19 protein-coding genes and 1 pseudogene are annotated in these 25,310 nt (G+C 63.9%); 4 read left to right on the top strand and 16 right to left on the bottom strand.

The genetic code is table 11. The features are described from left to right. Window positions 1-69 precede the first annotated feature (69 nt). The 9 genes and pseudogenes from QFZ70_RS03890 to QFZ70_RS03930 all read right to left on the bottom strand — a co-directional run bounded on the left by QFZ70_RS03890 (window position 70) and on the right by QFZ70_RS03930 (window position 7,300). Window positions 70-2,217 carry an iron ABC transporter permease gene (locus QFZ70_RS03890; protein ID WP_307094184.1) on the bottom strand — a complete coding sequence of 716 codons (2,148 nt, stop codon included), beginning with the start codon at window positions 2,215-2,217 and terminating at the stop codon, window positions 70-72. 12 nt (window positions 2,218-2,229) lie between these two features. Next, on the bottom strand, window positions 2,230-3,201 hold the full coding sequence (locus QFZ70_RS03895; RefSeq protein ID WP_307094185.1) for an iron-siderophore ABC transporter substrate-binding protein: 972 nt from the start codon (window positions 3,199-3,201) through the stop codon (window positions 2,230-2,232). Further along, a pseudogene (locus tag QFZ70_RS03900) lies at window positions 3,198-3,878 on the bottom strand (ABC transporter ATP-binding protein); the annotation flags it as partial. The gene QFZ70_RS03895 and the pseudogene QFZ70_RS03900, both read right to left, overlap by 4 nt. A gap of 105 nt (window positions 3,879-3,983) precedes the next feature. Next, on the bottom strand, window positions 3,984-4,730 hold the full coding sequence (locus tag QFZ70_RS03905) for a GAF and ANTAR domain-containing protein (protein ID WP_307094186.1): 747 nt from the start codon (window positions 4,728-4,730) through the stop codon (window positions 3,984-3,986). Window positions 4,731-4,781: 51 nt separating this feature from the next. After that, window positions 4,782-5,078, bottom strand: a complete 297-nt coding sequence (locus tag QFZ70_RS03910) for a hypothetical protein (RefSeq protein WP_307094187.1) — start codon at window positions 5,076-5,078, stop codon at window positions 4,782-4,784. Between the two features lie 3 nt (window positions 5,079-5,081). Further along, window positions 5,082-5,813, bottom strand: a complete 732-nt coding sequence (locus QFZ70_RS03915; protein ID WP_307094188.1) for a GAF and ANTAR domain-containing protein — start codon at window positions 5,811-5,813, stop codon at window positions 5,082-5,084. Window positions 5,814-5,909: 96 nt separating this feature from the next. After that, complete coding sequence (locus QFZ70_RS03920) at window positions 5,910-6,362, bottom strand: glutamate-cysteine ligase family protein (RefSeq protein WP_307094189.1); 453 nt, start codon at window positions 6,360-6,362, stop codon at window positions 5,910-5,912. Beyond that, entirely contained in the window at window positions 6,347-6,703 is a 357-nt protein-coding gene (locus QFZ70_RS03925) for a hypothetical protein (protein ID WP_307094190.1), read from the bottom strand. The genes QFZ70_RS03920 and QFZ70_RS03925 overlap by 16 nt, the downstream gene beginning before the upstream one ends. 183 nt (window positions 6,704-6,886) lie before the next feature. Then, on the bottom strand, window positions 6,887-7,300 hold the full coding sequence (locus QFZ70_RS03930) for an Hpt domain-containing protein (RefSeq protein WP_307094191.1): 414 nt from the start codon (window positions 7,298-7,300) through the stop codon (window positions 6,887-6,889). Between the two features lie 878 nt (window positions 7,301-8,178). Between QFZ70_RS03930 and lepB the strand changes: the two genes are divergently transcribed. After that, entirely contained in the window at window positions 8,179-8,670 is a 492-nt protein-coding gene (gene lepB, locus QFZ70_RS03935) for a signal peptidase I (protein WP_307094192.1), read from the top strand. Between the two features lie 75 nt (window positions 8,671-8,745). Here lepB and QFZ70_RS03940 read toward each other — a convergent pair whose 3' ends face one another. The 3 genes from QFZ70_RS03940 to QFZ70_RS03950 all read right to left on the bottom strand — a co-directional run bounded on the left by QFZ70_RS03940 (window position 8,746) and on the right by QFZ70_RS03950 (window position 11,535). After that, complete coding sequence (locus tag QFZ70_RS03940) at window positions 8,746-9,225, bottom strand: hypothetical protein (RefSeq protein WP_307094193.1); 480 nt, start codon at window positions 9,223-9,225, stop codon at window positions 8,746-8,748. Window positions 9,226-9,304: 79 nt separating this feature from the next. After that, window positions 9,305-10,003 carry a response regulator transcription factor gene (locus QFZ70_RS03945; protein ID WP_307094194.1) on the bottom strand — a complete coding sequence of 233 codons (699 nt, stop codon included), beginning with the start codon at window positions 10,001-10,003 and terminating at the stop codon, window positions 9,305-9,307. After that, complete coding sequence (locus tag QFZ70_RS03950) at window positions 10,000-11,535, bottom strand: cell wall metabolism sensor histidine kinase WalK (RefSeq protein ID WP_307094195.1); 1,536 nt, start codon at window positions 11,533-11,535, stop codon at window positions 10,000-10,002. The genes QFZ70_RS03945 and QFZ70_RS03950 overlap by 4 nt, the downstream gene beginning before the upstream one ends. A gap of 539 nt (window positions 11,536-12,074) precedes the next feature. Between QFZ70_RS03950 and QFZ70_RS03955 the strand changes: the two genes are divergently transcribed. Both QFZ70_RS03955 and QFZ70_RS03960 read left to right on the top strand, forming a co-directional pair. Continuing rightward, window positions 12,075-13,256, top strand: a complete 1,182-nt coding sequence (locus QFZ70_RS03955) for a BTAD domain-containing putative transcriptional regulator (RefSeq protein WP_373461525.1) — start codon at window positions 12,075-12,077, stop codon at window positions 13,254-13,256. Beyond that, window positions 13,253-14,704, top strand: coding sequence for a sensor histidine kinase (locus QFZ70_RS03960; protein WP_307094196.1), 1,452 nt, complete (start codon window positions 13,253-13,255; stop codon window positions 14,702-14,704). The genes QFZ70_RS03955 and QFZ70_RS03960 overlap by 4 nt, the downstream gene beginning before the upstream one ends. Window positions 14,705-15,466: 762 nt before the next feature. On the opposite strand, the gene QFZ70_RS03965 is transcribed toward QFZ70_RS03960, so the two are convergent. The 3 genes from QFZ70_RS03965 to QFZ70_RS03975 all read right to left on the bottom strand — a co-directional run bounded on the left by QFZ70_RS03965 (window position 15,467) and on the right by QFZ70_RS03975 (window position 20,916). Then, a complete protein-coding gene (locus QFZ70_RS03965; protein ID WP_307094197.1) occupies window positions 15,467-17,383 on the bottom strand; it encodes a fibronectin type III domain-containing protein in 1,917 nt (638 codons plus the stop codon). 722 nt (window positions 17,384-18,105) lie between these two features. Next, window positions 18,106-18,894 (bottom strand): YcnI family protein, encoded by a 789-nt coding sequence (locus QFZ70_RS03970; RefSeq protein ID WP_307094198.1) that lies wholly within the window; start codon window positions 18,892-18,894, stop codon window positions 18,106-18,108. Window positions 18,895-19,011: 117 nt separating this feature from the next. Further along, window positions 19,012-20,916: a cytochrome c oxidase assembly protein gene (locus QFZ70_RS03975; RefSeq protein ID WP_307094199.1), complete on the bottom strand. Its 1,905-nt coding sequence runs from the start codon at window positions 20,914-20,916 to the stop codon at window positions 19,012-19,014. Window positions 20,917-21,098: 182 nt separating this feature from the next. Between QFZ70_RS03975 and QFZ70_RS03980 the strand changes: the two genes are divergently transcribed. Beyond that, the gene (locus tag QFZ70_RS03980) at window positions 21,099-23,120 is read left to right on the top strand and encodes a multicopper oxidase family protein (RefSeq protein ID WP_307094200.1); all 2,022 of its coding nucleotides are present in this window, start codon (window positions 21,099-21,101) and stop codon (window positions 23,118-23,120) included. 118 nt (window positions 23,121-23,238) lie between these two features. Here QFZ70_RS03980 and QFZ70_RS03985 read toward each other — a convergent pair whose 3' ends face one another. Beyond that, window positions 23,239-25,296 carry an acyltransferase family protein gene (locus QFZ70_RS03985; RefSeq protein WP_307094201.1) on the bottom strand — a complete coding sequence of 686 codons (2,058 nt, stop codon included), beginning with the start codon at window positions 25,294-25,296 and terminating at the stop codon, window positions 23,239-23,241. Window positions 25,297-25,310: the final 14 nt, after the last annotated feature.

Genomic DNA, 25,310 nt, shown 5'->3' on the forward strand with positions numbered 1-25,310 from the left:
CACGGTTTAACGAGCCAGGACAGCAAAGAGGTTTCCCCAGCGTACGCCGTTTCGCGGCTGCACGGGCTACTAAGTTGTCCGGTCCACCCGCGAACGCCACAGGAGGTAGACGAAGTACGGGGCACCCACCAGCGCCGTCATGATGCCTGCAGGGATCTGGGCCGGGGCGATCACCGTCCGGCCGATCACGTCCGCGAGGACAACTGTGCAGGCGCCGATGAGGGCCGCCACGGGCAGAACCCGGACGTGCCGCGCGCCCACCAGTGTCCGGGCCGCGTGCGGTGCCACCAGTCCCACAAAAGCGATCACGCCCACGGACGAGACGGCACCGGCGGTCAGCAGCACTGCCACGGAGAGCAGCAACAGCCGGGAACCGGACAAACCGATGCCCAGCACACGGGGTGAATCGTCGTCGACGGCTATCAGGTCAAGGTCCCGCCGCAGGCCGGACAGCACAGGCAGCGCCAGAACCAGGGCCGCCAGCGGCGGCAGGACCGATGCGAAAGTCCGCCCGTAGGTGGAGCCGGACAGCCAGGTCAAGGCCTTGGTCTGGTTGTACGGGTCGGTGGTCACCAGAAGGACGGTGATGAGCGCAGCGAGCCCTGCACTGACGCCGATGCCGATTAACACAAGGCGGTTTTGCTGCAGTCCTCCCCGGAACGCAAGCCCAAAGACCAGCAGTGCGGCAAGCGCGGCACCCAGCAGCGCCGAGCCGGTGACCAGCCAGGAGCTTGCCACGGGGACGGTGGTGATGACGATGATCGCGGCGAGGCCGCCGCCGCCGGAGACCCCAAGGATGCCCGGTTCGGCCAGTGAGTTCCTGGAGACTGCCTGGATCAGGGCGCCGGCGATCGCGAGTGCGGCTCCAGCCAAAACTGCGGCCGTAACTCGCGGCATCCGGGTGCCCAGCACAGCGCTCACACGGTCGCCGGACTGGCCGGTCAGCCAGTTGGCAAGGTCGCCGAGCAGGAGTTTTGCGTCCCCCAGGAGTGCTCCTGCCACCAGCAGCCCCGCAAGGAGGACCACAAGGCTTACCAGCACGGCCAGGAAGAACCTGCGGGAGCGCAGGCGTGCCAGCGCGTCCCCGGCGACGCTCATGCCGGCGTCGGACATTCGCAGCGCCAGGATCACGAGGAACACCGCGCCAAAGACGGTGGTGACCGCGCCTGTGGGCACTTCCACTCCGGCCTGTGCGCCGAAGACCATGCGGACCAGCACGTCGGCCCCGATCACCACCACCGCACCGGCCAGGCCGGAGACGGGCAGCAGCGCCCGGTGCCTGCCCAGGCCGCGGACGCGGGAAGCAAGGAGGCGCACGATGGCCGGGGCACACAAACCCACAAAGCCGATGGGCCCCGCGATGGTTACCGCTGATGCGGAGAGGACCACGGCGAGGACGACGGCGGCCAGGCGGGCAAGGCGCGGATCCGCCCCTGCCAGCCGGGAGGCGTCGTCGCCGAGCCCGAGGAGATCAAGGCGGCGGGCAATGAGCAGCAGCCCGGCGGTGGCCGCCACAACCACTGGGGTGAACTGCAGCAGTTCGTCCGGGCGGGACTGCGCGAGGCTGCCCTGGCCCCAGGCGTAGAGGCCGGTGGTTTCCTGGCTGAACAGCAGCAGCAGCGCGCTGGTGGCAGAGTGCAGTCCCAGGGCCAGTGCGGTGCCGGCAAGCACCAGGCGGATGGGCCCGCCGTTTCCATTGGCCCCACCCCCGGACAAGGCAAGAACCAGTAGCGCGGCGGCGAGTCCGCCGGCAAAGGCCAGGCCTCCGGACAGCAGCGCCGGAAGTTGCACCCCGAACGCTGCGACGGCAACAATCACAAAGTGGGCGCCAGCGTTGACGGCCAGGGTGTCCGGTGCCGCCAGGACATTGCGGGTTGCCGACTGCAGCGCGGCGCCCGCCACGCCCAGCGCCACACCCACCAGCAGGCCTGCCATCAACCGCGGGACGCGCGATGCGACCAGGACGGCGTTCTCCTGGCCGGTGCCGGCGCCGGTCAGCAGCCCGAGCAGTTCGGAGGGGCCGACGTCGGCAGTTCCCTGGGTCAGGTGGATTACCGAGAAGAGGGCCAGGACCACCAGCCCGCAGGCTGCAGCCAGAGCTGCCCCGGGCCAGGCGCGGGACCCCGCCGGCGACGGTGCAGGGCCGCCTGCCACGGCCGCGGGGGCGGCCGTGGCAGGCGGGGCAGCCGGAGCGCCCCTCTTCAGAGTTTTGGTCATGACGCGGCGGTGCTACTTCGTCAGGGCCGCGACGATGGCGTCGACGTACTGGGTCATCGAGGCAGGGCCGCCGAACATCCAGATGCCGTCCTCGAGGCGGTGTACCTTGCCGGATTTCACGAACGGCAGCGACTTCCACACGGCGTTGCCGGCCAGTTCCTCGGTGAAGTCGCCGTCGACGCTGTTGGTGATGTAGACGAAGCTGTCTGCGTCGAGGGAGGTGAGGCCTTCGACATCGGTGGAGGCCAGGCCGTACGCCGGGTCGCCTTTCATGGTCCATGGCGTGACGAGGCCCAGTTCGGTGTTGATGTCGGTCAGCAGCGAGCCCTTGGCGAACGGACGGATGGAGACTTTGCCGTCCGCCACCCAGCCGTCGGCGAACGCCACGCGGGAGCCGGCAAGACCGGCCGTCTCAAGGGCGGCCTTGCCCTTGGCGACGGCGGCGTCGAATGCGGCCACGGCCTCATCGGCCTTGGCCTCCGTGCCCGTTGCCTTGGCCACGAGCTTCAGGTTGTCCTTGGCCTGGTCAATCTGCCGGCTGGCGTCAGCGGACTTCAGGACGACGACGGGGGCGAGGTCGTCGAGCTGGGTGATGACGGCTTCGGGCAAGTCAGCCGTGGCCACGATCAGGTCCGGGTCCAGCGACGCGATGGTGTCGAAGCTGGGTTCGCCGCGGGTGCCGATATCGGTGGCGCTGCCGTCCAGGGTGCCGGCCTTGACCCAGGCGCTGTAGCCCTTGATGTCCGTGACGCCGACGGGCTGGACGCCGAGGGTGGTCAGGTTTTCCACCACGTTCCATTCGGTGCCCACCACGCGCTTGGCCGGGCCGTCGAGCTTGACCTCGGCGCCGCGTGAATCGGTCAGGGTGATGGCCTCTCCGGCGCCCGCGCCGGAAGGGGAGGCAGCGGGTTCTTCGGTCGTGCCGCAGCCTGTCATCAGGATCGCCAGTGCGGCGGTGGCCGCAAGGACCTTGTGGATCTTCATGGACGTGCAGTCCTTTCGGGTTGGTGACTGTCGCTGTGGCGTCCGACGGCGCGGGTGCGGAGCCGTCCGGTGAGCGGGTCGGTATGGGTAACGATGGGGATGGAATAGACATCGGTGAGCAGGTCGGCGTCGAGCGCTTCGTGGGCGGGGCCTGCCGCCGCTATGCGGCCTTCGGAAAGCACCACCACGTGGTCGGCCAGTGCCGCTGCCTCGTCCAGGTCATGCAGCACCACCCCGATGGCCACGCAGTGCACCCGGGCGAGGTCGTACAGCAGGTCGAAAATCTCCACTTTGTAGCGCAGGTCCAGGTGGTTGGTTGGCTCATCGAGCAGCAGCACCGAGGTGTCCTGCGCCAGGCAGCTGGCCAGCCAGACCCGCTGCAGCTGCCCGCCGGAGAGTTCATGAACCCCGCGGCCGGCCAACTCGGAGGTGCCGGTGAGGTGCATGGCGCGGTCAACGGCTTCGGGTCCGTCCGGATCAGCTGAGCGCCAGCGGCCACGGTAGGGATGGCGGCCGAACTCCACCACTTCACGGACACTCAGCCCGTGCGGCACCGGACGGCTTTGCGACAGCAGCGTCACGTGCCGGGCGAAGTCGCTGCGCTTCATCATCAGGGCATCAGCGGCCCCGCTGGCGGAGCCGACCTCTATGGTTCCGGAGGCCGCCACGTGCAGCCGTTAGGCTGTCCTAATTCAACTAATACGTCACCGAAATGTGCGGTAATCCGGGGAACCCTGGCTCACTTCCCTTAACGGGATGACAACTGTGGTGCCCGAAAGGTCCTAGTCCTCGAAGTGGGTGGCCGTCTGCTTGGTGCCCGATAGCCGCCGGATGATCTCGTTGGCTACCACATGGACTTTCATGTTGCGGTTGTTCGATGCCCGCAGAAGAAACTTGTAGGCCTGCTCCTGGGTGCAGCGGTTCTGCGTCATGATCATGCCGCAGGCGAGGTCTATGGCGGTTCTGCTTTCCATTGCCGCCTTGAGGTCATCTGCGAGCAGTTCCGCAGTAATGATCCGCAGGATCAGCCGCAGGGCCTGTCCTGCAGTCCCGGTAAACACCGTCGCCTCGCGGATGGCTTCCGCCGTGAACTGTCCGGTAGCAGGGGCGAAGAAGTTCAGGCACGCTGAGGCGGTTTCGCCCACATCGACGGGTATACCCAAGACGCTTTTGTAACCCGCGGCCTCCAGGCTCCGGGAATACAGAGGCCACCGGGGGTCGTTCCGGGTATCGTCCAGCAGCACAGTGGTGAAGGTGCGAAAAGCTTCCAGGCAAGGCCCGTGTCCGAGGTCCTGTTCGATGCGGTCCAGGATCACCGCCGTTTCGCTGCTGCCGGCCACCGTGAGTGTCCTCTTGTAACGGCGCAGGGTGACGGCACACGCAATGTCGGCTCCCGTGGTGCGGCTCAGGGTTGCAGCAGCATGCGTGGTCATTCCGTCCAGGAAGGCTCTAATGTCCTCGCTCTCCACAATGAGCTGGTGGAGCTGCTGGAAGTCCTCGTACTGCCGGTCCGTGTCCACACTCTTCATGCTAGGAGCATGGTAGGGCGATCAACAGGGTTTGTGCTGGGCCCGGGGACTTTAGTTTGTGTCCCGCTCGCCCTCGTCTGCCTTGGGGTAGATCGCCTGGCTGTAGCCGGCGCGCCGCCCGTTGACGCCCATGCCGTTGAGTGTTTCATTCAGCGCGTGCGCCAAGATATCGCGCTCAATGGGAGGAAGGCTGAGGGCACCATAAACGTAAGCCTGGACCTCCGTCAGCCCGGCTTTCCCTCCAATTCCGAAGTATTTGATCCAAATCTGCTCAAGAGTCAGTGGTGCGGCCTCGAATGCTAACCGGAAACCTTGGCGCTGTTCGTCCTCGTCCCCAGGGACGGCCATAGTTCACCCCCGGTCATGATCGAGTCCCGGCATGGACTCGATGATCTTTTCTGCTACTTCCTGCAGCGTGCTGTTCTCTTTCAGGGCCATGGTCATTAGGTGCAGCATCGCGTCATGGTTTCCCAGGCCGCGGCTGGCCATAATAATGCCCTTGGCGGTGCTGATGATGTCGCGCTGCGTTAGCGTAGACTTCAGTTGCGCGCTCAACATCCGGCCTCTTTCACGGGCCTGGATATTGACCAGGAAAATCGAGGCCTGGGCTGCGAACAATTCCAGCAGCCGGATCAGCCTGTGCGACGCCGCCTTCGGGTTTGCCCAGTAGATCTTGATGGCCCCAAAAGCCAGGTCGCCGGAAAGAAGGGGAACGCTGACGCAGGAGCGCAGCCCCAAGTCGTTTGCTGCCTGGCCCCATTCCGGCCAGCGCAGGTCCGTCCGTACGTCCGCAATATCCACCGGGTGTCCGGAGGCCCACGCGCTCAGGCAGGGTCCCTGCCCAAGCTCGTATTGAAGGTTGTCCGCCTGTTCCACAACCTCGTTTGTGGAAGCGGCGCTGTCGCGGCGCCCGCTGGGGTCCATCAGGGAGACACCCGCACCCGCAGCGTCACCCACTGCCATTACCGCTGCCTCGGTGATGAGCTTCAGGGCGTGGGCAACTGTCTCCTCGGTAAGGAGCACGTTGGAGAAGCGGGCAAAGACGGCGGCCAGCTCGTCAGCCAGCGGCAATTCAGTGTCCATGACCGCTCCATTCCCAGCGTTTTGGCCCTTGGTGAACCAACTGCTTTCTCCTCTCATCTCAGCACACATAGCCTCCACAATCCACTCGATATGGGCTCATGTGGCGTGAAGATGCCGGGGCAGCCGGTGATGATCTGCGGCTGTTCCGTGGGTGCGTTCAACGGCGTCCAGCATTGCCGATGTCTGCATGGAAGCGGCGCACGCCGTGGTCATCGCAGCCCTTGTGCGGGCACTGGTGGAGCGCTCGGTCCAGGAGTGGCGGGCAGGCGTCCCGGCGCCTCGGGTGTCGGCCGCGCAGCTGCGCCTTGCACGCACCTCAACGGTGGGGTGGATATGGGACAGGCGGGCATCGAAGTACACCATGCCCTCGTCCAGAAGCACGCCGGAAGCCAGCAACGTCTCAACGTGGCGCCGGTACTCACGCAAGGATCCGAACTGTTCGGTAGGTCCCGCCGTCGGCCACCTGCTCCACGCCTGGTAGCGGTAGCTCGCATAGCCGCTGTTGGTTCCCTGCCAGAACGGGGAGTTGGCGCTCAGTGCCAGGAGCACGGGCAACCAGCGGCGGATACGGTGCAGGACCGCAACCCCTTCCTCCCCTGAGGCGACATGAAATCAGCCATGGCCCGGCCCTGCCGGATGGCCTCCGCCATCTGCTGCAGGGTGAAACAGGCAGGCCCAACCGCCTTGAGCTGCTCCTGCTTGACCTCCAGAGCCAGGACCGGACCCGTGGCTGCACCGGGACTCTTCATTCCGTGCCGCAGGGCCTGCTCCGCCACCGGCACCGGCAGTCCCGTGCTGGGATCCACGAGCAGGAACTCTTCCTCAACCCCGAAAGTCCGTTGGAAGCCCCCGTCGGGAGGGAGGTCAGGCTGCAGTTGAAGAGGTTTCATGAGATTTCCAATGAGGAAGGCACCCGGACCGGTGGCACAGTGTCCGGACGGCGGTGAAACTTACAGCCCTCCTGCAGGAGCTCCTCACCAGCCCCGGGAAAGGTAGTGGACTGCTGATCTTTCAAGACTACTCCGTATGTTGGCTGCTGGAAGGGCGCGGGGATAGTCCTTCCACCCCGGCAACTAAACCCGGCCAGGGAATCCAAGCAGGTGCCGTTTCAAGAGGTAGCTTGTTTGTTCCGCGCATTGCCTGATCCTCGTCAGATGGGTTGTTGCAATCCGGGGCAGGACAACGGACGGGTCCCCCTCACTGGAGTCAAAGCGCAGGGCCCCCTCCAGGTCAAGGGCAAGGCCCGCCAGCCGTTCCGCGCCCACCATCTGGCTTGAGGTCTTCAGGCTAAGAGTTGCGTCTTTGGCCGCGACAGCGTCGCCGGTGGTCAGAGCCGACCGAAGCCTTTCCAACCTGGTAGGCAGAAGGGCGACGAAGTCCTGGATGAAGACCTTCCAGACTCCTTCGTCGTGGTCGAGTTCCAAGTGCAACCTGTCCAACACTGAACTGTCCAGCAGGGGCAGAGCATCGCCGTCGTGCTGAGTCACGGCTGCCGTCCCGACACGAGGTCCACAGCCTCACACTTTGAAATGGATGGAAGGGGCCACGGCCGGCAGACCGCTCCAGACGCTGTCGGCTACCAGGTCAAGGGAATCCTGGTCCTTCTCAGCCCGGAAATGGGGGAGTAGCCCGGATGAAGTAGGGACCGATGACTCTTTGCGGAACCACGTTGTCCCGCCGCCTCCGTCATCGGCCCCGGCCTGATGGTGCAACGTTCGCACCCTAAGATGTTTCCCCAAGATCTGTCCCCCCTGAACAGTCGAAACGTTTGAAGAATTTCTTCTGTGACGCTCTTCAGGACGTTACGTGGAGGGGTTGGGGAGTACACGAGTAGTAAGTACTCGCATTTTTGGAACGACTACCTGCTTCCGGCGGTTCAGCCGGTACTGCGGTGCAAATCGTATGAGTGGCCTGCTTGGCGGTGCCGGCTTCTCAACACCGCCAAGCGATAAGACCTCAGAAATTCCCCCAAGAAAGGCCTCGGCTACTGGGCCCAGATCCCAGTTACTGCTCTGCGGTTCGGGGCCTATACGAACTACTGTGCACGGCCAGGCTCAAGAGCCTTGGCAGATATGGGCAAGGATGCCTCAAGAGTCGCTCAAGTTTCTCTCGGCACTGCAGGCCGCCGCGGCGGGTATTCAGGGTTTCTCCAAGTAATGGGGATCCTGTGCAGGAAATCTGCAAGCTGGGTGCGGGACAGTCTTCGCAAGGAAACAAGGAGACCAACCATGACGGTTTCACGCCGCCAGGTTCTGTTGGTCCGTGGACTCAAAGCCGGATGGGACAACGAAGAAGATTGAACACGTCACAGGTAAAGCGTCGCGGCAGACGGCGGCTCCCGGGCCGCCTGCTGCCGTTGCCAAAGATGCAGTTCTTTGTCGGCCGCTGGCCCCGCCTCCTGGTTGTGGCGCTGATTCCTGCCTTGGCCATCCTTGCCGTCCGCGCGTGGGTGGTGGAGCCTTTCAGCGTGTCGTCAGACAGCATGGAGCCCACCATTCCACAGGGCGCCGTGGTTCTTTTGTACAAGCCGGCAGCTGCGGCAGACTGGATCCAGAATGGCGTAGTGGTGGCTTTCACCAGCCCTGTTGACGGCCAATCGGCGATCAAGCGGGTCATTGCAAAGGAAGGGCAGACCGTTGCCATCCGGGACTCCGTGCTGTACGTGGACGACGTCCTCGTCCCAGAGCCTTTCATCGATCACAGCCGCATCGACGCAACGTACTTCGGACCGGAAGAAGTGCCCGCCGGAAGTGTCTTTGTAATGGGGGACAACCGCGGTGTGTCCATCGATTCCCGGGACTTCGGGGCCGTGCCTTTGACGGCGGTCCAAGGCACGCTGCTGACGGGTCAGAAATAACATCACCCGCTATGGTGCCGCCCTGGTCTGACGGTAAAGCCTGCACGGTGGAAAACCTGGCCCGGCCTAATGGCCCTACCGGTCACCGCCTTTGTCGTCGCCGGGGGCGTCGTCCGAAGCGTCCTCGTCCCTCAATCCGCCTTTGTCGTCACCCGGCGGGTCATCGGAGATGCTGTCATCCCTCAGGCCACCCTTGTCGTCGCCGGGCGGATCATCGGAAACGTTCGGGGCCCTGAGCCCGCCTTTATCGTCGAAAGCCTCTTGGGTGGGAATCACTGTTTGTGGCGGTGCGTAGGTCTGCGGTTCCGCGGGGACGAGTCGCGTTTTCGGGGCTGCATGGTCAGGGATTGCGGTGATGCTGGCTGTTGGGGTCGATGTGGGAAGCAGGGCTGCGCTGTCTTCGGTTTCCATGGTGCCGCTGCTGGGCGTCACATCAGCCGTAACCACCACCCCGGGAGCAACTTCAGGGGGAGGGCCGGCGTTTGCCTGGCCCCAGACGGTAAGGCTCGTGACACCGACTACAGCTGCGATGGGGAGATACCAGTAATTCTTCATCGAACTCGCCTTTCTTGGTTTGTGTTCCCACTCTGCCGGGCCGGGGTGAGAGGGGAATGAGACTTGTATGAGAGACCTCTCATGTACGGGTCTGGAGCTGGGGCTGGGCTGCAGGCGCAACTACAAAGCGGTAACCCGCGCCCCGGACAGCCAGGATTCGTTCGGGCCCGAGTTTGTTACGCAGGTAGCCCACGTAGACGTCCACCACGTTGGAGGACCCGTCAAAGTCGTATCCCCACACCCGGCTCAGCAGCTGTTCCCTGGTGAGCACCTTGCCCGCGTTCTCTACGAAGGCCCGGGCCATGGCAAATTCCCGGGCGGACAACGGTACCGTCCGGCCCTGGACTTTTGCGCTGCGAAGGTCGGCATCGAGCGTGACGTCCCCTTGCTCGGGGTGGGGCACCGCCTGGACTCCCGGGTTATCGCGCAACCGCAGGCGGATCCTCGAGAGGAGTTCCTCGAACCGGAAGGGTTTGGTCATGTAGTCGTCAGCACCGCCGTCGAGCGCGGCCAGGGTGTCCTGCAGCGAATCCTTGGCCGTCAGCACAATCACCGGAATGGTGCACTTCATGGCGCGCAAAGCTGAGAGCACAGCGAGGCCGTCCATCCTGGGCATGCCGATGTCCAAGATGAGCAGGTCGAACTCCCCGGAGCTGCCGTAGTCCAGGGCGCGGATGCCGTCCTCCACTGATGAGGTGGTGTAGCCGGCCGCGGTGAGCCCCTTGGTGATGAAGCTCGCGATCCTTGGCTCGTCGTCGGCGATCAGTATCCGGGTCATGGGGTTCCTCCTGGAAGTGAGAGCACAAACCGGCTGCCTTCATTGACCCGCGAAGTCACCCGCAGCGTTCCGCTGTGGGCTTCGGCGATGGCCTTGACGATTGGCAGGCCTAGGCCCGACCCTTCGCTGCCGCGGGAGACGTCGGCTCTGGCGAAGCGTTCGAAGATCCGTTCCTGGTCCGCGGGGCTGATTCCGCACCCCGTGTCAGCCACCCAAATTTCGAAACCGGCAAGCGAAGGATCCCGGGGTCCGTGCGGCGCCGTGCCGCCGGCTGTCGCGGTCCAGGCTGCACCAAGGGAGATAACGTCATGGCGCCGCGTGGACTGCACCGCGTTGGCGGCCAACTGTTCGATGGCCTGGGTGAGGCGGTTGCGGTCTGCGCGAACGTGGCCGCCGGGCATGCTTTCGATCTTCCACCGTCGATCTGCCAGGACCCTGATCCTGTCCATCGCCGCTTGAAGGAAGGCGTCGGCGTCGATCCATTCCAGCCGGACGAAGCCCGGACGGCCGCTGCGGGCCAGCATCAGGAGCTCATCCACGAGGGACTGCATGCGGTCCAGTTCCTCCAGGAGCAGCACCTGGGTCTCGCTGACGTCCTTGGGATCTTCCGCCTGCAGCAGTTGGAGATGGCCGCCGATGATGGTCAGTGGTGTTCGGAGTTCATGGCTGGCGTCGTCCACAAACTGGCGCTGGTCCGCGATGCCCTTTTCCAGCCTGTCCAGCATCCGGTTAAAGTCAGTTGCCAGTTGCGAAACGTCGTCGTCACCGGCTGGGACCAGCACTCGGGTGCTCAGGTCCTCAAACGTGATGGATCCGGTGGCCTGGCGAAGCCGCCTGATGGGAACAAACAGGCGGCCTGTCACTGCGAAGCCCACCGCGCCAGCCAGCAGCAGCGTGGCCAGCGACGCGATTGCAAAGGTGCCGAAGGACCCGATCATCTGCTCCCGCTGCCAGCCGACTTCGCTTGCTGCGACCAGCAACCCGCCGGGGCCTCCGTCTCCGTCTCCAAGCGATACGGAGGTTATAGCCAAGCGCACCGTCCGCGCTTCCAGCGGCAAGTCATGGAAGACAGTCTGATTTTCAACGTGCTGGGCGCGGGCTGCCTCGAGCAATTCAGGATCAGCGAGATCGGTGGGCTGCCCTCCGGCGGGCAGGAATGTATTGCCGCCGTTTACCGTCGCCATCACCGATTCGTACCTGCCGGGAGCGTCACCCTGAAGGAAAACGGTGAACAGCTGGTCGAGTGACGTGTACGGCCCGCCGCCCGGGGCGCCCTGCGCCGCAACGTTTTGAAGCCGGGCGGACTGCAGCAGGAGCTCTTCGTTGACACGGCTGTTGAGGGTGCGCAGGTCCAGGATGAGGGTGGTAATGCCGGTAACCATTAGGCCGGCCGCCAGGAAAGCCAGGACCGTGGCCAGTACCCGAAAGCGCACGGTGCGCAGTTCTGCGCGGAAGCCGTGCCAGCCCTGGGCCAGCGGCGAAGCGCGCATGCCGGCGGAAACTCTGTCCGTCATTGCGATCGGCGGTCTCATCCTGAATCCCGTCATATTGGTGCCATCACCACGGCGGTACCTGTTTTCTACAAAATTACGTAGGCCTGCTTGGGGAAAGCTTTGGTGGCGGAATCAACCCTTACGTTGTGCCACCTAGGCTTTTCCCAACGTTTGCCTCGAATCCCTGTTCCACGGGTTCACCTGCGGAAACGTCTCCCGCCGCTTGTTGCCCGCGGGGAACCGCTGAGGTTTCCGCGGCAGGGGTCCCACGTACCCCACGTGGGACCAAGTGCAGCGCGGTTTCAGATGTGAGTACTGACCACTGTTGTTCGGTAATAGCCCGCCCCCTTCAATGAGAACCACGCACCACCGAACTACTTTGGGGGGAACCTTCGTGATTACCTTGGAACTGGCAGATAGCACCGGGCCGGCAGGACTTGTAAGCGAAGTGTCGCCAGCAGGCGCCGGCGCTTCAGATTTCAGTTTTCGGCCCCCTGACCATCCGCCGCGGCGACATCGAGCTGAGCGCCAACGACCTTGGCGGACCCAAGCCCCGCCAGGTACTCGAAATTCTGCTGATGAATTTTGGCACTGCAGTGTCGAAGACCCGGCTTATGGATTTGCTGTGGGGCGGGAACCACCCGGCCGTTGCCCTGCCTACCCTTGAAAGTTACGTCAGCGTCCTCCGGCGCCACCTGCAGCCCGGCACCGGACGAACAGGCCCCCTGCGAACCGTCACGGGGGGCTATACCATCGACCGGTCATTGGTGGAACTGGACCTGGACCGGTTCGAGACACTGACCAAAATGGCCAGCCAGGCGGAGCCAGGTGCGGCGCTGGAACTGCTGACAGAAGCACTTGACCTGGCATCCGCTCCGCTGCTGGGGGACGAACTGCTGCCCGCTTGGGCAGAGGAGGAGCGGGCTACCCACGCAGCCCAGGTCAGCCTGGCCCGCGTCATGGCCGCAGAAACCGCGCTCTCGGTAGGGGAAGTCGGCAAGGCAATTGCGTGGGGCGGTGCCGCGGCAAAGGAGGATCCCCTCAACGAACGGGCTTGGACCGCGTTGATTCTTGGCCTTGAGCAGAACGGCGAGAACACTGAAGCCCTGCGGGCTTATGACCGTTGCCGCAGGACCATTGACCAGGAACTGGGCTGTGCCCCGGGTCCGGCGCTGCGGGAGGCGCAGACCAGGCTTCTGAGGAGCACCGCGGCAACTTCCAGGCCAGCGGAACCCCATCGCCCCAGCCACGGGTTCACGGATGGTGGTTCCATTGCCCTGATGACAGACCCGGATGTGGTCACCCGGCAGGAAACGGGACGCCTGCGGATCCTGATCGTTGATGACCACACCACGTTTTCCGACCTGCTGGCCGGTGCGCTGGACCGCGAGCCGGACCTGCAAAGTGTGGGAGCGGCGAAGTCCGTGGCATCCGCGGTGACGATGTTCCGGGACCTTGGGCCCGACGTCGTCATCATGGACCTGTACCTTCCTGACGGCTCCGGGCTCAACGCTGCCGAGCGTATCCTCGCCGAAGCGCCGGAAACCCGGATCGTAATGCTGACGGGCAACCCGTCGCAGGAGGCGCTGCGTGAGGCCGCGCGCATGGGCATCTGCGGGTTCCTTCCGAAGGACGGCGCTTTGGGAGTCATGCTGGACACCCTGAGGCACGCCCATGCCGGCAACATGATCGTGAATCCGTCCCTGGTGGCAAGGTGGGGCAGCACCGTCCCCTCCGCATCGGGACCTTTGGGGAAGTGACCGGCAGAATCACCGTGCGCAAACTTTTTGCGGGGAAGTCCACCCACGCCGCCACCGTTGGCCACGCCGCCACCGTTAGCCGCGACGCCGCCGAGCGGCGCGAGGTCAGGGCAGCCGTTGCCAGATTCCTCACTGCCGGTTTCGCGGCCCTCGTCCTGGTTGCCGTCCCCATCTCCTTCTGGGTGGGTGCCGAAGCGGAACGGCACGCCCTGGCCAACGCCAGGGACATCACCCAGCGCCTGGCCGATAACGTGGTGGGGCCCTTGATAACGGACCAGCTCCTGGCCCAAGACCCCGCCGCGATAGAACTGCTCGACCGGAGACTGGCGCCGTGGCTGGCTGAGAGCGGCGTGACCAGGATTAAGGTATGGGACGAGCACTTCCGCGTGGTCTACTCCGACGTTGAGTCGCTCATCGGGCAGGACTTCGAAGAGGAGGAATGGGCACGCGAGCTCCTTGAAGGCGGGCCGGCGACGGCGACCTTTGAATCCCAGACTGAAGCAGAGAATGAGTTTGAGGCGGACTCCGGCGAGCTCGTGGAAGTCTATGCCCGCTCCGCTTCCGCGAATGGGGCGCCGATGATCTTCGAGACGTACAGCACGGGGGAGGGAGTCCGCCGCGAACAGCAAGCAGTCCTGATGGGAATGGTTCCGCCCATGGCGCTGTCATTGGCGGTCCTCCAGCTGACACAACTGATTCCGGCCGTCCGCCTGGCACGGAGGATGCAGGTCCATCAGGCGGCGCGCAACGCAATGCTGCGCTGCGCCATCGAGGCATCGGACCAGGAGCGCCGTCAGATTGCCAGCGAACTCCATGACGAGGTGATCCAGGACTTGTCCGGGCTCGCCTACGCCTTGGAATCGGAGGAGCGCCGCGGTCCGCTGGAACTGCAGCCCGTGTTTGTCAACGCCCGGACGATGCTCCAGGACAATATCCGCACCCTGCGGGCCATGACCAGTGAACTTTATCCCCCTGACCTCGAGGAGCTCGGGCTCCAGGCTTCCCTGACAAGGCTGGAGGCACCCCTGGTTGAGCGCGGAATTGACCTTACGGTTGAGATCCCGGACAAGCTCGTGCTCGACCGGGACCGGGCAGTTCTGCTCTACCGGGTGGCGCGGGAGGCCCTGGTTAATGTCAGCAAGCATTCCTCCGCGCAATCGGTGGGAATCCGGATCTGGCAAACCGGCCAGAGGACACAGCTCACAGTTTCCGATGATGGCGTGGGCTTCAACCCGAGCGAACCCCGCACCGAAGGTCATTTTGGTCTGAGGATACTCGGGGACACGATCCGGCAGGCCGGCGGCACCTTTGAAGTCCGCTCAGCACCGGGAGCCGGAACTTCTGTCACCGCAGCGTTCGGCGTGGCCGCTCCCGCCCTCCGTTTCGCCGGGCGGCACCTTGTTGCCAAATCTTCCAGCCGGGACACAGCGGTGTTGAAGGCCACCTAGGTTCGATCTATAGGTCAGATACGTAGCGCGGGGGCCCCCGGGCATTGGTTTGAGTCACCATACTCACCTCAAGGCCAGGAGGCCCTCGTTCGTGCGTTAACCCCTGGGAAGAACGCCGCACCCCTGACAGGGTCAGCCGCAGCTGATCCCGTACCAGCATCGGCCACTCAGCGATCGATCCTGCCCATGAGTTGGAGATGCCGCTGCTTGGGTCCCAGCGCTCCCGTCCAGCAGCATCATTGCGGGAGGTCACTGAGCGCAGTCCGGCGCTTAGTGGTCCTTCCTTCAGCCGCACGAAGGACCATCAGGAGCACTGCCAGCGACTCTCGACGTTCACTTCGTTGAAGGTCCGACGGCGGCCGGTTACCTTGCTGAGAAAGGGCAACCTGCCGCCGTCGTAAGTTCCGCGGGCCCCGCCGGCGATGTAATCATCGCGGCACAAGCCGAAGCCCGGTGGCTTCCGGGTGTTTACCGGGAGCCACCGGGCTACGGTGGGGCTATTCATTTATGGGTGGAATTACGTATTCGTGGTGGCCTGCGGTCCGGCGGTGCCTCCCAGGTGGAATTCGATCTACAGAGAGCCGGGGTGGTGGTGCCGGCGGCGGTATGACGCCGCCGCAGGCTTCAGGTGCCGCCGGTAGCGGAGCGACTGCCGCCGTGCAACTGCTTCACTCATGAAACTGCTCCCCGTAAGTCAGACCTGAAATTTCAGTCCAACTTTCGGGGAGCAGTTCAAAGATCCGCCTTCTTCAGTGAATTCGGCTACCTTGTCGTGGCGGCTACCGTGATGGATCCGCCCGCGGAGGACGTCACCTTGATGGTTGGCGTCACTGCCGCGGTCGAGTTACGAGCGCGGATCGTCCAGCTACCATCAGCAGCGACCGTCGCAGTGCCGATCCGCGCACCGCTGGAGTTGGTTGCCGTGATTGTGTTGCCGGTGGTGATGCTGGCGCTTCCACCAATCCGCCATTCCCGCTTGTCAGCGCGGAACTCGGCCGTGGCCGTGAGCTGGTCCGCGGGAGTCAGGGTTGCCGAAGCGCCGGTACCAAAGGTTGCCGGAGCGCTCTCGCCTGCTGCGCTGGTCGCGACCAGCTTGAGGGTGTAGGTGGTGCCGTTGGTAAGCCCGCTCAGCGCGGCGTTACGCGCTGCCGCGTCCGTCTTCACCGTGACAGCTGTTCCGGATGCCGGGGTAGCCGTCAGGACGTAACCGGTAACCGGTGTATTGCCGGCGGCTGCAGCCTGCCATTCGACAGTCGCGCCGCCGTTGCCGGTGGTTACCCTAACCACGTTGGGAGCGGCAGGTGCAGTCAGTGCCCCTGCCTTCACGGAGAAGGCCACACGTTCAGCTGCAGTGTTGCCCGCAACGCTGTTAGCAGTGACGACGAAGCTGTACTCCGTTCCTGGTGTGAGCCCTTCGAGCTTGGCTGAAGTGGCACCGCTGCCGGCATCAGCCGTAGCGGCTACCTCATTCCCGGACAGCGCTTGAACTGTGTACCCGGTTACAGCCGAGCCGTTGGCGGCGGCCGCGGTCCACGTGACATCCGCTGAACCGAGCAGGGAACCGTCTTTCACGGCCACGTTGCCCGGAGCCGCGGGTGCGGAGGCCGCTGGGGGCTGCTCGGCAGACGTCACGCTAACCGTGCCGGCCGCCGCGGGGTTACTCGACTGTCCGTTCAAGGCCACTACCTTGACCGGGTACGCCTGACCGTCCACCAAACCGCGGATGGTTGCGCTTGTTGCTTCGGCTCCGACCTTGATGCTCACTTCCTGGTCGAGAACAGTATCCTCTGCGATTACCTCGTAGCCGGTGATGGCAGGAGCGTCCGCGGGAACGGTGGCGGCTGCCCATGTGGCGGTAATGCTGTTGTTGCCTGCCGTGCTGGCGAAAACCTCAGTTGGTTGGTTGGGTGCTTGCCCGGAGGGCCCCGCGGGGCATCCGCCGAAGCCTGGGCCGTCGATCTCCTTGAACTCGGAGATGGTCAGGCCGAGCTGGGCCTCGACGCCAACCGGCTCTGCCTGCCAGCTGGCGACGGACGGGTCACCAGCAAGAGCGGCATCCCGCTCGGCTTCGGAGAAGAAACCGTACGTCACGGTGAACTCGCCGTTCCCAGCGCTGCCCTCGACCGTGTAGCCGGCAGGTGTCTCATCGTCGGGCCAGCCGATTGCCCGCTCGCCGATGCCCATGTCCCTCATGTCAGGGTTGACGATTTCCACGGCCATGCGGGCGATGTCGACGTCCGCGCCGTACGTGCCCTTGACTACAACCTTGCCCTCGACATCACCGGCGTCCGGAGTGGGAGACCCGTCAACAGAGTCGACGTTCGTGATGACCGCCGTGCCTGCTATCGCTCCGTCTGAGCTGCCGTCCTCAAACTCGACCGTGACGTCGTCGCCTCCTGAGATGTTGGGTGTGACCAGATCCCAGCAGACACCTCCGGGGTGATTGACCTCAAGGAAGCCTGTGCTATCCACTACGCCGCGTGCGACGCCGATGAGGCTACCGCCCCGGGACACGCGGATGGTTGCGTCCTGTCCCGCCTGTGCAGCGTATCCCTCGATAGCTACCATGTCGCGCTTGGTGAAGATTTCAATGTTGCCAGGGCCGACCGGGGGGTTCGCCGCCATCACAACGGACGCACCAGCTCCCACAAGTGCCAGCGTGGTGGTTCCTGCGAGCAAGCCAGTGACAAGTCTGCGTGAGGACGAGTTACCAGGCGAACCGGGAGAAACAAGCTTTCGAAAGCTCATTACGGGTCCTTTCCTTAACGGAGCTCTCAGGCCCCGGAATAGTTCAGCTGCAGGACTGACGCCTGCGAGATAACAACCACTTTCATGAACCCGAGTTGGAGAAACGTTAGAACCCTTGTTGCAAAAACCTTGTCGAAGGCTGGTTCGGGGCAAAAACGCGAGGCCTTCCCATAAGTGGGGTGCAGGAAAAACTTTCACGAGGGCGGGCGGCCTTGTGCCGCTTATACCGCGGCGACGTCCCCCGACGCCGGACCCGGCGGTTGTTCAATCAGCGGCTGACATCCAGGATCAGTGGTTCATGAGTCACAGCTCATTCCGAACAACACCAGCGTCTTGGGGGGCACCTTGTGGAAACCTCGGATAAGGGCAGGGTGCCCAAGGAATGTTGGACCAGACAGGCGGCTTACGTTGACCCAGACAACCTTGAGGTCTCTACCTCAACCAGCCGTGGCTTTGGGCCCGGTGGTCTCCGGTCGGAAGCCGTCAGGGGCGGCCTTGGCGGATCTTAGGGGTTTGGCTACTAAAGCCAGGGTTTTGTTTTTTGCGGCTGGCGCTGCTGCGTATGACGTGCCAAGCGGCAGCACCACCGGTGGGGCGGAGCGGAGGAACCCGCGCGTGTAAGTCCCGGCGGTATTTCCGCGGGAAGCGGCTACCTAGTTGTTTCTGACGGGGCGGCTGCGTGCCAGTGCCGTCCCACCGGTGGCGAGGCCGATCAGGCCTGCGGCGAGCCCAAACCAGCCGGCAGTGTCCCCACCGTTTGATGAAGAAGCAGCGGCAACCGGCGCGGCGGGCGCCGCCTCTGCGGCTGCGGCGGCCGTCCTGGTGTGGGCCGCATCCGATTCTGCTGCCGTCGTCAAGAAGGACGGTGCCGGGTGGGACGGCTCAGCTCCAGTGGGTGCTGTTGATGCCGTTGCGGAGGACGTTGCTGCTGAATGGTCGTGGTCGGCAACCTCCGTGTCGGCCCAGTTGACCGTTGTCCCGTCCGTATAGCCCTGCGCTGCGGGCAGGACCACCGTGGTGCCGGCAACAGGGAGGCGGCCTACGGAAATGGTGAAGGTTTGGAACTCGTTTTGCCCGATCTGATGGGCGGAATCCGCGGTCCAGACCACGCTGGTAGGGGCTTTTGTGACCGTCGTGCCCTGGACCTCCACAGGTTTGGGCAGGTCTGTGGTGATGACTTGGGCTTTCCAGCCGTCGATGGGCTTGACTGAGACGGATGTCAGCGGGGTCTCGGTGGGCAGCTTCACTTCGAGCCGACTGGTTTTGGCTGTGGCGGATTCGTTAGGAACGCTGAACGTCAGCTTGGTAAACCCGCCCTCTTTTGTTACGGAGGGATCGACGGTTACGTGGGCAGTAGCTGCGGCCGCGCCGGCGGCCAGGAGGACAGCAGTGAGCGCGGCGGCCCCGGTGATTTTGAGGGTACGGCGGATGGAGGTCTTCACGGTGGGTGCCTTTCAAAGTGCATCGGTCAGGAACGGACGCCGCATGGCCTGCCGGGACTATCCCGGAAAATACCTTGCAGCCCGGGCTGTGTTAGGGAACCGGCGAGCCGCTCCCGCTCAGGCAGAGGGAGTGGCGAGTTCTTCATGTACAGCCGCGGACTCCCGGGCCGTGCTGTCCGCGGGCCCCGGATCCTGGTTCTGCAGGCTCTGGCCGCGGCGAACGATGATCATGGCGGCTGTAATGGCGAGTGCTACGGCGGCGATGGACCACATGATGGGGCCGCCCAGTTCCGCGGCAGCAGCCGGAGAGAACCCCCAGGGTTGGCCTACCAATGTGAACCAGGGCATCTCCATTGCAGGAGCCTGCTCCAGAAGTTTCAACCCGCCGAATGCGTAGACGCCGGCCATGCCTGCCAGGACGATCAGCCGGCTGCGGGAGCTGCTGGTGCCTTGGTCCGGGGCCGTGGTGAGCGCGGCGGTGGCGAGGGAGCCGGTGAGCAGGGCGAGCAGGGTCATGGTGCTGTAGCCAATTTGTCCCACGGCCGCCCATTCGAGCAGAGGGGTGTAGTAGATGACGAGCAAGGACGCGGCGAGGATAAATATGGTCAGGATTGGATCCCTGCGCAGCGCTCCCAGTACCGGTTCCACGGACCGATCCAGGAATTCTCTGACTCCGGTACTGCCGTCAGTCCTGGCCGTGATGGCCATTTTGGCCAAAGTCAGCGGGGCAGCCGGGACGAGCAGTAACGGCACCACGGCAGTGAGCATCATCTGGGTCAGTACGTGGGCGTTGAACAGGTAGCCCTGGTAGATGTGCACGCCCCCGTTCGTAACCACGAACAGGACAGCCATTCCCGCAAGCCACGCCACCGTGCGGTGCAGGGGCCAGGAACGGCCCCCGGCCCGGAGGCGCCGCACGCCGGCCAGGTACGCAACCACGGCGAAGCCGCAGGCCAGGATCCATAACGGGTCAGGGGCCCAGCGGGATAGGTATTCCCAAAGGCCGGGCTCGGGCAGCCCTGCGGCGAAGTCCCCGGCGGACGTCTTTCCGGATCCGGCGGCCGGCGGGGGTTCTGTTCGGGCCAGTGCCGCAGCCATCCCGGAGGCGGCGCCCATGACTGCGAGTTCGACGACGGCGAGGCCGGTGAAGTGCCTGCCGCCCCGGTCCGGGTTCTTTTCAATCCGTCCCACCGACCAGCGCCGGTGGAGTGCACCGATCAGCCCGAGGATGACGAAGACTCCGGCCTTGGCCAGGACGATCACACCATAGGGGCTCAGCAGGGACTCCACCGTGCTGATTCTGGTGAGGGCGCCCAGGAATCCTGAGACTGCGAGGGCGATGAAGCTGATCAGCGCCAGGGTCGAGTACCGGCGTACCGTGACGCCCAGCTGGCCGGCCGGCAGCACTGGTCGCAGCACTACCAGCGCAAGGAGGCCGCCGAGCCAGACCGCCGCGGTGGCCGCGTGGACGAACAGGGCGGTGGTGCTGTCCGCGTGGTCGATGCCGCCGGCCGCGTGGGATTTCATGACCAGCGGCAACAGTCCGGCGAAAGCCGCGACGGCGGTGACGGCAAGAGTGCGCCGGCTCTTGAGCCGGAAGCACATCAGTGTCACGGCCGCGGCTATGAGAGTGCTGAGTGCGCCGGCACGGCCGGCGTCAATCCTGGTCAGGTACGTCAGGAATTCATCACCGAAGCCCTCCGTAAGTGCCCGGTTGGCAAGGAGCAGGAAGCTTGCGGATGTGTGTACCGCAGCGGCCACGGCCCAGACCGCCGCCGAGCAACCAGCAAGCCGGAGTGCCCGCTGATACGGGGTTCCACTGTGGGGGAGTGCGAAGATTGCCAGCACCAAGGCGCCAATAGTGCCGGCACTGGCGAGGTTGAACACCAGCTTGGCGGTGGGCAAGCCCCAGGTCACGGCCGGGCCCGTCCTGTCCAGTAAGCCAGGGTTCGCGCTGCTGCCGTACGTGTAGGCCCAGACCAGCGACAGCGTCCCGCCCACCAGCAGGGCCAGACATGCCATTACCCGAGTTCTTAGCGACATTGCGCCCCTTCCGCCGCTCTACTGGCCCTGATCCCGTTTTCACGGCAATGCGGCCCTTTACGTCATGCCAGCTTGGTGTAACCCGCTTGGGAAATCCTTGGCATCACGGGTCCCCGGATTTCCCCAATGTTTTCGCAATGTCCTCCCCCCACTCTGTGTGCATGTCCATTTCACGCCGGCAGGCAATGCAAATAGGTGGTATCGGAATTATCGGCGCCTTTGGGCTTGCCGTCCCACTGGGATCAGTCGAGGCAAAGTCAGCAAGCCGGCTGGCTTTCGGCAACATGCCCAAGCCCTACCAGCGTTATTTGACCGTCCCCAAGGTGCTTGTGCCCTCAAAAACAACGGTGGATGCCGACGGCCATAACAGGCACCACTACCGCATTCAGCAGAAGCTCAGCTCGGCCAACATTGTGCCGGGGCTGAGCACGCCCATCCTTGGCTACAACGGGACGTTCCCGGGCCCCACGATCAAGGTGAATCAGGGCGACCGCATCACTCTCATGATGGACAACGTGCTGCCGCTGCTCCATCCCCAGTGGGGGTACCGGCTCGATACCTCCACCCACCTGCACGGTTCCGCTTCACTGCCCCAATTCGACGGGTACGCCAACGATCTGACCGGCCTCGGCTACTGCAAGGACTACGAGTACCCCAATTTCCAGCCGGCGCGGACTCTCTGGTACCACGACCATGCCGTCCACAACACAGCACAAAGTGTCTATTCCGGGCTGGCGGGCCATTACCACCTGCACGACGAGGTGGAACGGAGCCTGCTCCCGCAAGGAAAGTTCGATGTACCGTTGACCGTTTCCGATGCCATGTTCGCCGCTGACGGCTCCCTGGGCTACGACGACAACACCCACTCCGGCCTTTGGGGTGACGTCATCCTGGTCAACGGCGCTCCCTGGCCGGTCATGAAGGTCCAGCGGCGGATTTACCGCTTCCGCGTCCTTAACGCCTCCATTTCACGTTCCTACCGTTTCTCCTTGAGCACCGGGGATCCCGTGACAATGGTCGCCACGGATGGTGGCCTGATGCCCTCGGCCCAGCAGGTGACGTCATGGCGGCACAGTAGCGCGGAGCGCTATGAGATCCTCATCGACTTCTCCAAGTACCCCGCAGGAAAGCGCGTGGAACTGCGCAACGCGTCCAACAAGAACAACATTGACTACGACTACACCGGCAGGGTCATGGCCTTTGATGTGACGGATGAACCGGTGGACACGTCCGGACCGGCCGCAAAGGTGATGCCGAAACTGCTCACGTCAAGCACCACCATGAGCTTGAAGACTTCCGAGTCGGTGAAGACCCGGCGTATGCGCGTGAAGCGGGACGGCGACGTATGGACCATCGGCGGCATGACATGGGACGAGGTAGTGGAGAGCGGCTACCGGAAAGTCCTGGCAGACCCTGACCTGAATGACGTGGAAATCTGGGAAATCGAAAACAGTTCGGGTGGTTGGTTCCATCCGGTCCACATTCACCTGGTGGACTTCCAGATTCTCAGCCGCAACGGGCAAGCACCCTTCAACTACGAGCGCGGGCCAAAGGACGTTGTCTACGTCGGCGAGGGCGAGACAGTCCGGCTGCTCATGAAGTTTGAGCACCACCGTGGCCGGTACATGATCCACTGCCACAACCTCCCGCACGAGGATCACGACATGATGGCCCAGTTCAGCGTTGGCATGGACGAGAACGACCCCGACCCCAACGATCCCATCGAGGCGTCGCGGCCGCACCCGATCACCCCGGTGGTGGCGGAGGAACCGGCACCCGTAAATACTGAACTTGCTGATGGTAATGACTCAAGCGATTCGCCTGAGCCAACGGACACCGCAACCCCCACCCAAAGCGCAACGCCCACCCCGACCGCAACGGCTGAAGCCCCGGCCGCGCAGACCGAAGTCCTTAGCATCACCACCGCACGGCACCGCCTCCGGAAGGACCTGGCCATTGCGGGCACCTCCAGGGTCGGCGGGGCCGTCCCGTCCGGTTCGGCGTCGGTCACCATTTACGATGTGTCTTTCGGACGTGCCAAGACCAAGCTGGGAACAGTCATGATCAACTCGCTCGGTAACTGGTCCCTGACGGCCAAGCCCGGCCCGACCTACCAGATCACCGCAGTGACGGTCGAATCCAGCCGCGGCGGCACGGCCACCTCCCAGGTGCGCACGGACTGACGGACACAGGAACCCGCTACAGCCCAATACCCTCCGGCACTCGCCGGAGGGTATTGGCATAGTCGCCTTCAAACAACAGTGGCCGGGATGGCCGGTTGAGCTGGAATCAGCTGGTCGGTCACCAGCCTGTCGCGGCCATCAGCTTCCTTTCCAACTCTTCGGACATGCTTGCGGCATAAGTCGCGCTGAGGTGGTTGTTGTCCAGGTAGACGAACATGTTGCCGATCTGGCCCGGGCATGTGGTTTGGGTGCAGATGCTGTCAGACATATCCAGTAGCGAGAGCCCCGGAATCTGGTTCACCAGTGGGGTGAAAGGGGGCTGGTCCGGCAGGACGCTTTGTCTGGGTGGGTTGCAGGCGGGGTCATGGGGGCCCTTGGTCACAACGCAGTTTGACATGCTGCTGCGAAACCGCGGGTTGTCACGAATGCCAATGACGTCGATCCCCTGGGCGGTGGCCGCACGGGCCATCGCTTCGAAACCGGAAGTCAGCCTTTCGTTGGGCGAGGATGGACTTGCTGACGTGGCTACTGTGAAGATTGCATCCGGTTTGTGCTTTTTAAGGTACTGGTCAACCTCTGCGTTGAAGGCGGCACACACCTCGCTGACATCGGCCCCGGGAGCCGCATAAACACAGCCACCCCTGAGCAGTGAATACAGCTGCCAATGGTGCCGCTCGGCAATGGGTTTCAGCGCCCCCGTCCACTGTTGGGCATGGGAATTGCCTACAACCAGTACTTTCTTGTCCGGCTGCTCGATCTCCAGTGTTTGCATGCAGTTTTTTTCGAGTGCTCCCGGCCCAGGTGCCATCTCGCCCTTGCAGCGAATATCAAGGTTCGCCCAGTCTTTGGAGAGTTTTGCTGCGGTCGGGAGGATTCCGGCGTCGGGATCTGTCGTGTCGATATAGGCGGGGAGAAGGGCTTTCGCACCCGGGTTGTTCCTTTGCGCTTCACTGAGCAGGACCCGGTTTTCCTCGTCCAGGGCATACCGCCACCCGGCGAGCGGGACGGCCGCCACTGCTGTTATCGCCACGATGGCGATGGCAGCCCGGCGGCGCCTGACCTCCGGCCACTTCCACTGGCGCCCCGGCGCGTCCACAAACCGCGATGTCAGAAAGGCAAGGACCAGGGAGGCGGCGACAACAGCACTGCCTGAGAGCCAACCGGCGTGGTCCTTTCCGGACCAGATGAGGTAAATGACAAGAACAGGCCAATGCCAGAGATACAACGCAAAGGAATTATTGCCCAACCGGATGAGGAACCGCGAGCTGAGGATCCTGTCCACTCCGAAGCGGCTTCCACTTTGGCCGGCCACGACGACGGCAGCGGCGGCCAGCGTCGGCCACAGCGCGATGAATCCGGGAAACGCGGTCTGGACCTGCAGGACCAAACCGCAGCCGAGCATCGCCAGCACACCTACCCAACCCAGCACCACGCGAACCATCCGCGAGAGAGCCAGGCCGGGCAGAACCAACGCCACCAGCGAGCCGAGCGCGAACTCCCAGAGCCGTGCCCCGGTGTCAAAGTAGGCCTGCGCCTGGTTGGAGTACGTGTAAAAGACCGAATTGATCAACGAGCCCACGAAGATGCCGCCGAACAGATAGGTCAGAAGAACCCGGTACCTTAACCGGAAGGCCTTAGCGGCTACCGCAGCAGCGGCAAAGATCAGGGGCCAAAGGATGAAGACCTGCCCCTGAATGGAAAGCGACCAGAAGTGCTGGAACGGGCTGGCCAGGCCGCGGTCCTCGGCGTAGTAGTCCACTGACTGGGCCTTCAACAGCCAGTTTTGGAAGTACAGCAGCGAAGCCCAACCCTGTTCCACAATGCCGAGCCAGCGGATCCTTGGCACGAAAAGGAACGTGGCCAACAAGGTCGCCGCAATGACCACCGCCGAGGCCGGCAACAGGCGCCTGAAGAGATGCAGCCAGTGACGGATGAGGTCCATCGACTGGTCCCGGTCGAATTTGTTTGTGAACTGCAGGGTCATCAGGAACGCCGAAATCATCAGGAAAACGTCCACGCCACCCGAAACGCGGCCCAGCCACACGTGGTAGGCCACCACCATAAGCACCGCCAGCGCACGGAGTCCCTGGATCTCTGGCCTGAACGGTGTTTTTGCCGGTGTTCGGGCAGCCCGGTAGGCGCGGCGGGGTGATGAAGAGACTATCTCGACTGACACTACATACCTCTCGG

The organism is Arthrobacter sp. V1I9 (genome assembly GCF_030817075.1).
GTDB lineage: Bacteria > Actinomycetota > Actinomycetes > Actinomycetales > Micrococcaceae > Arthrobacter.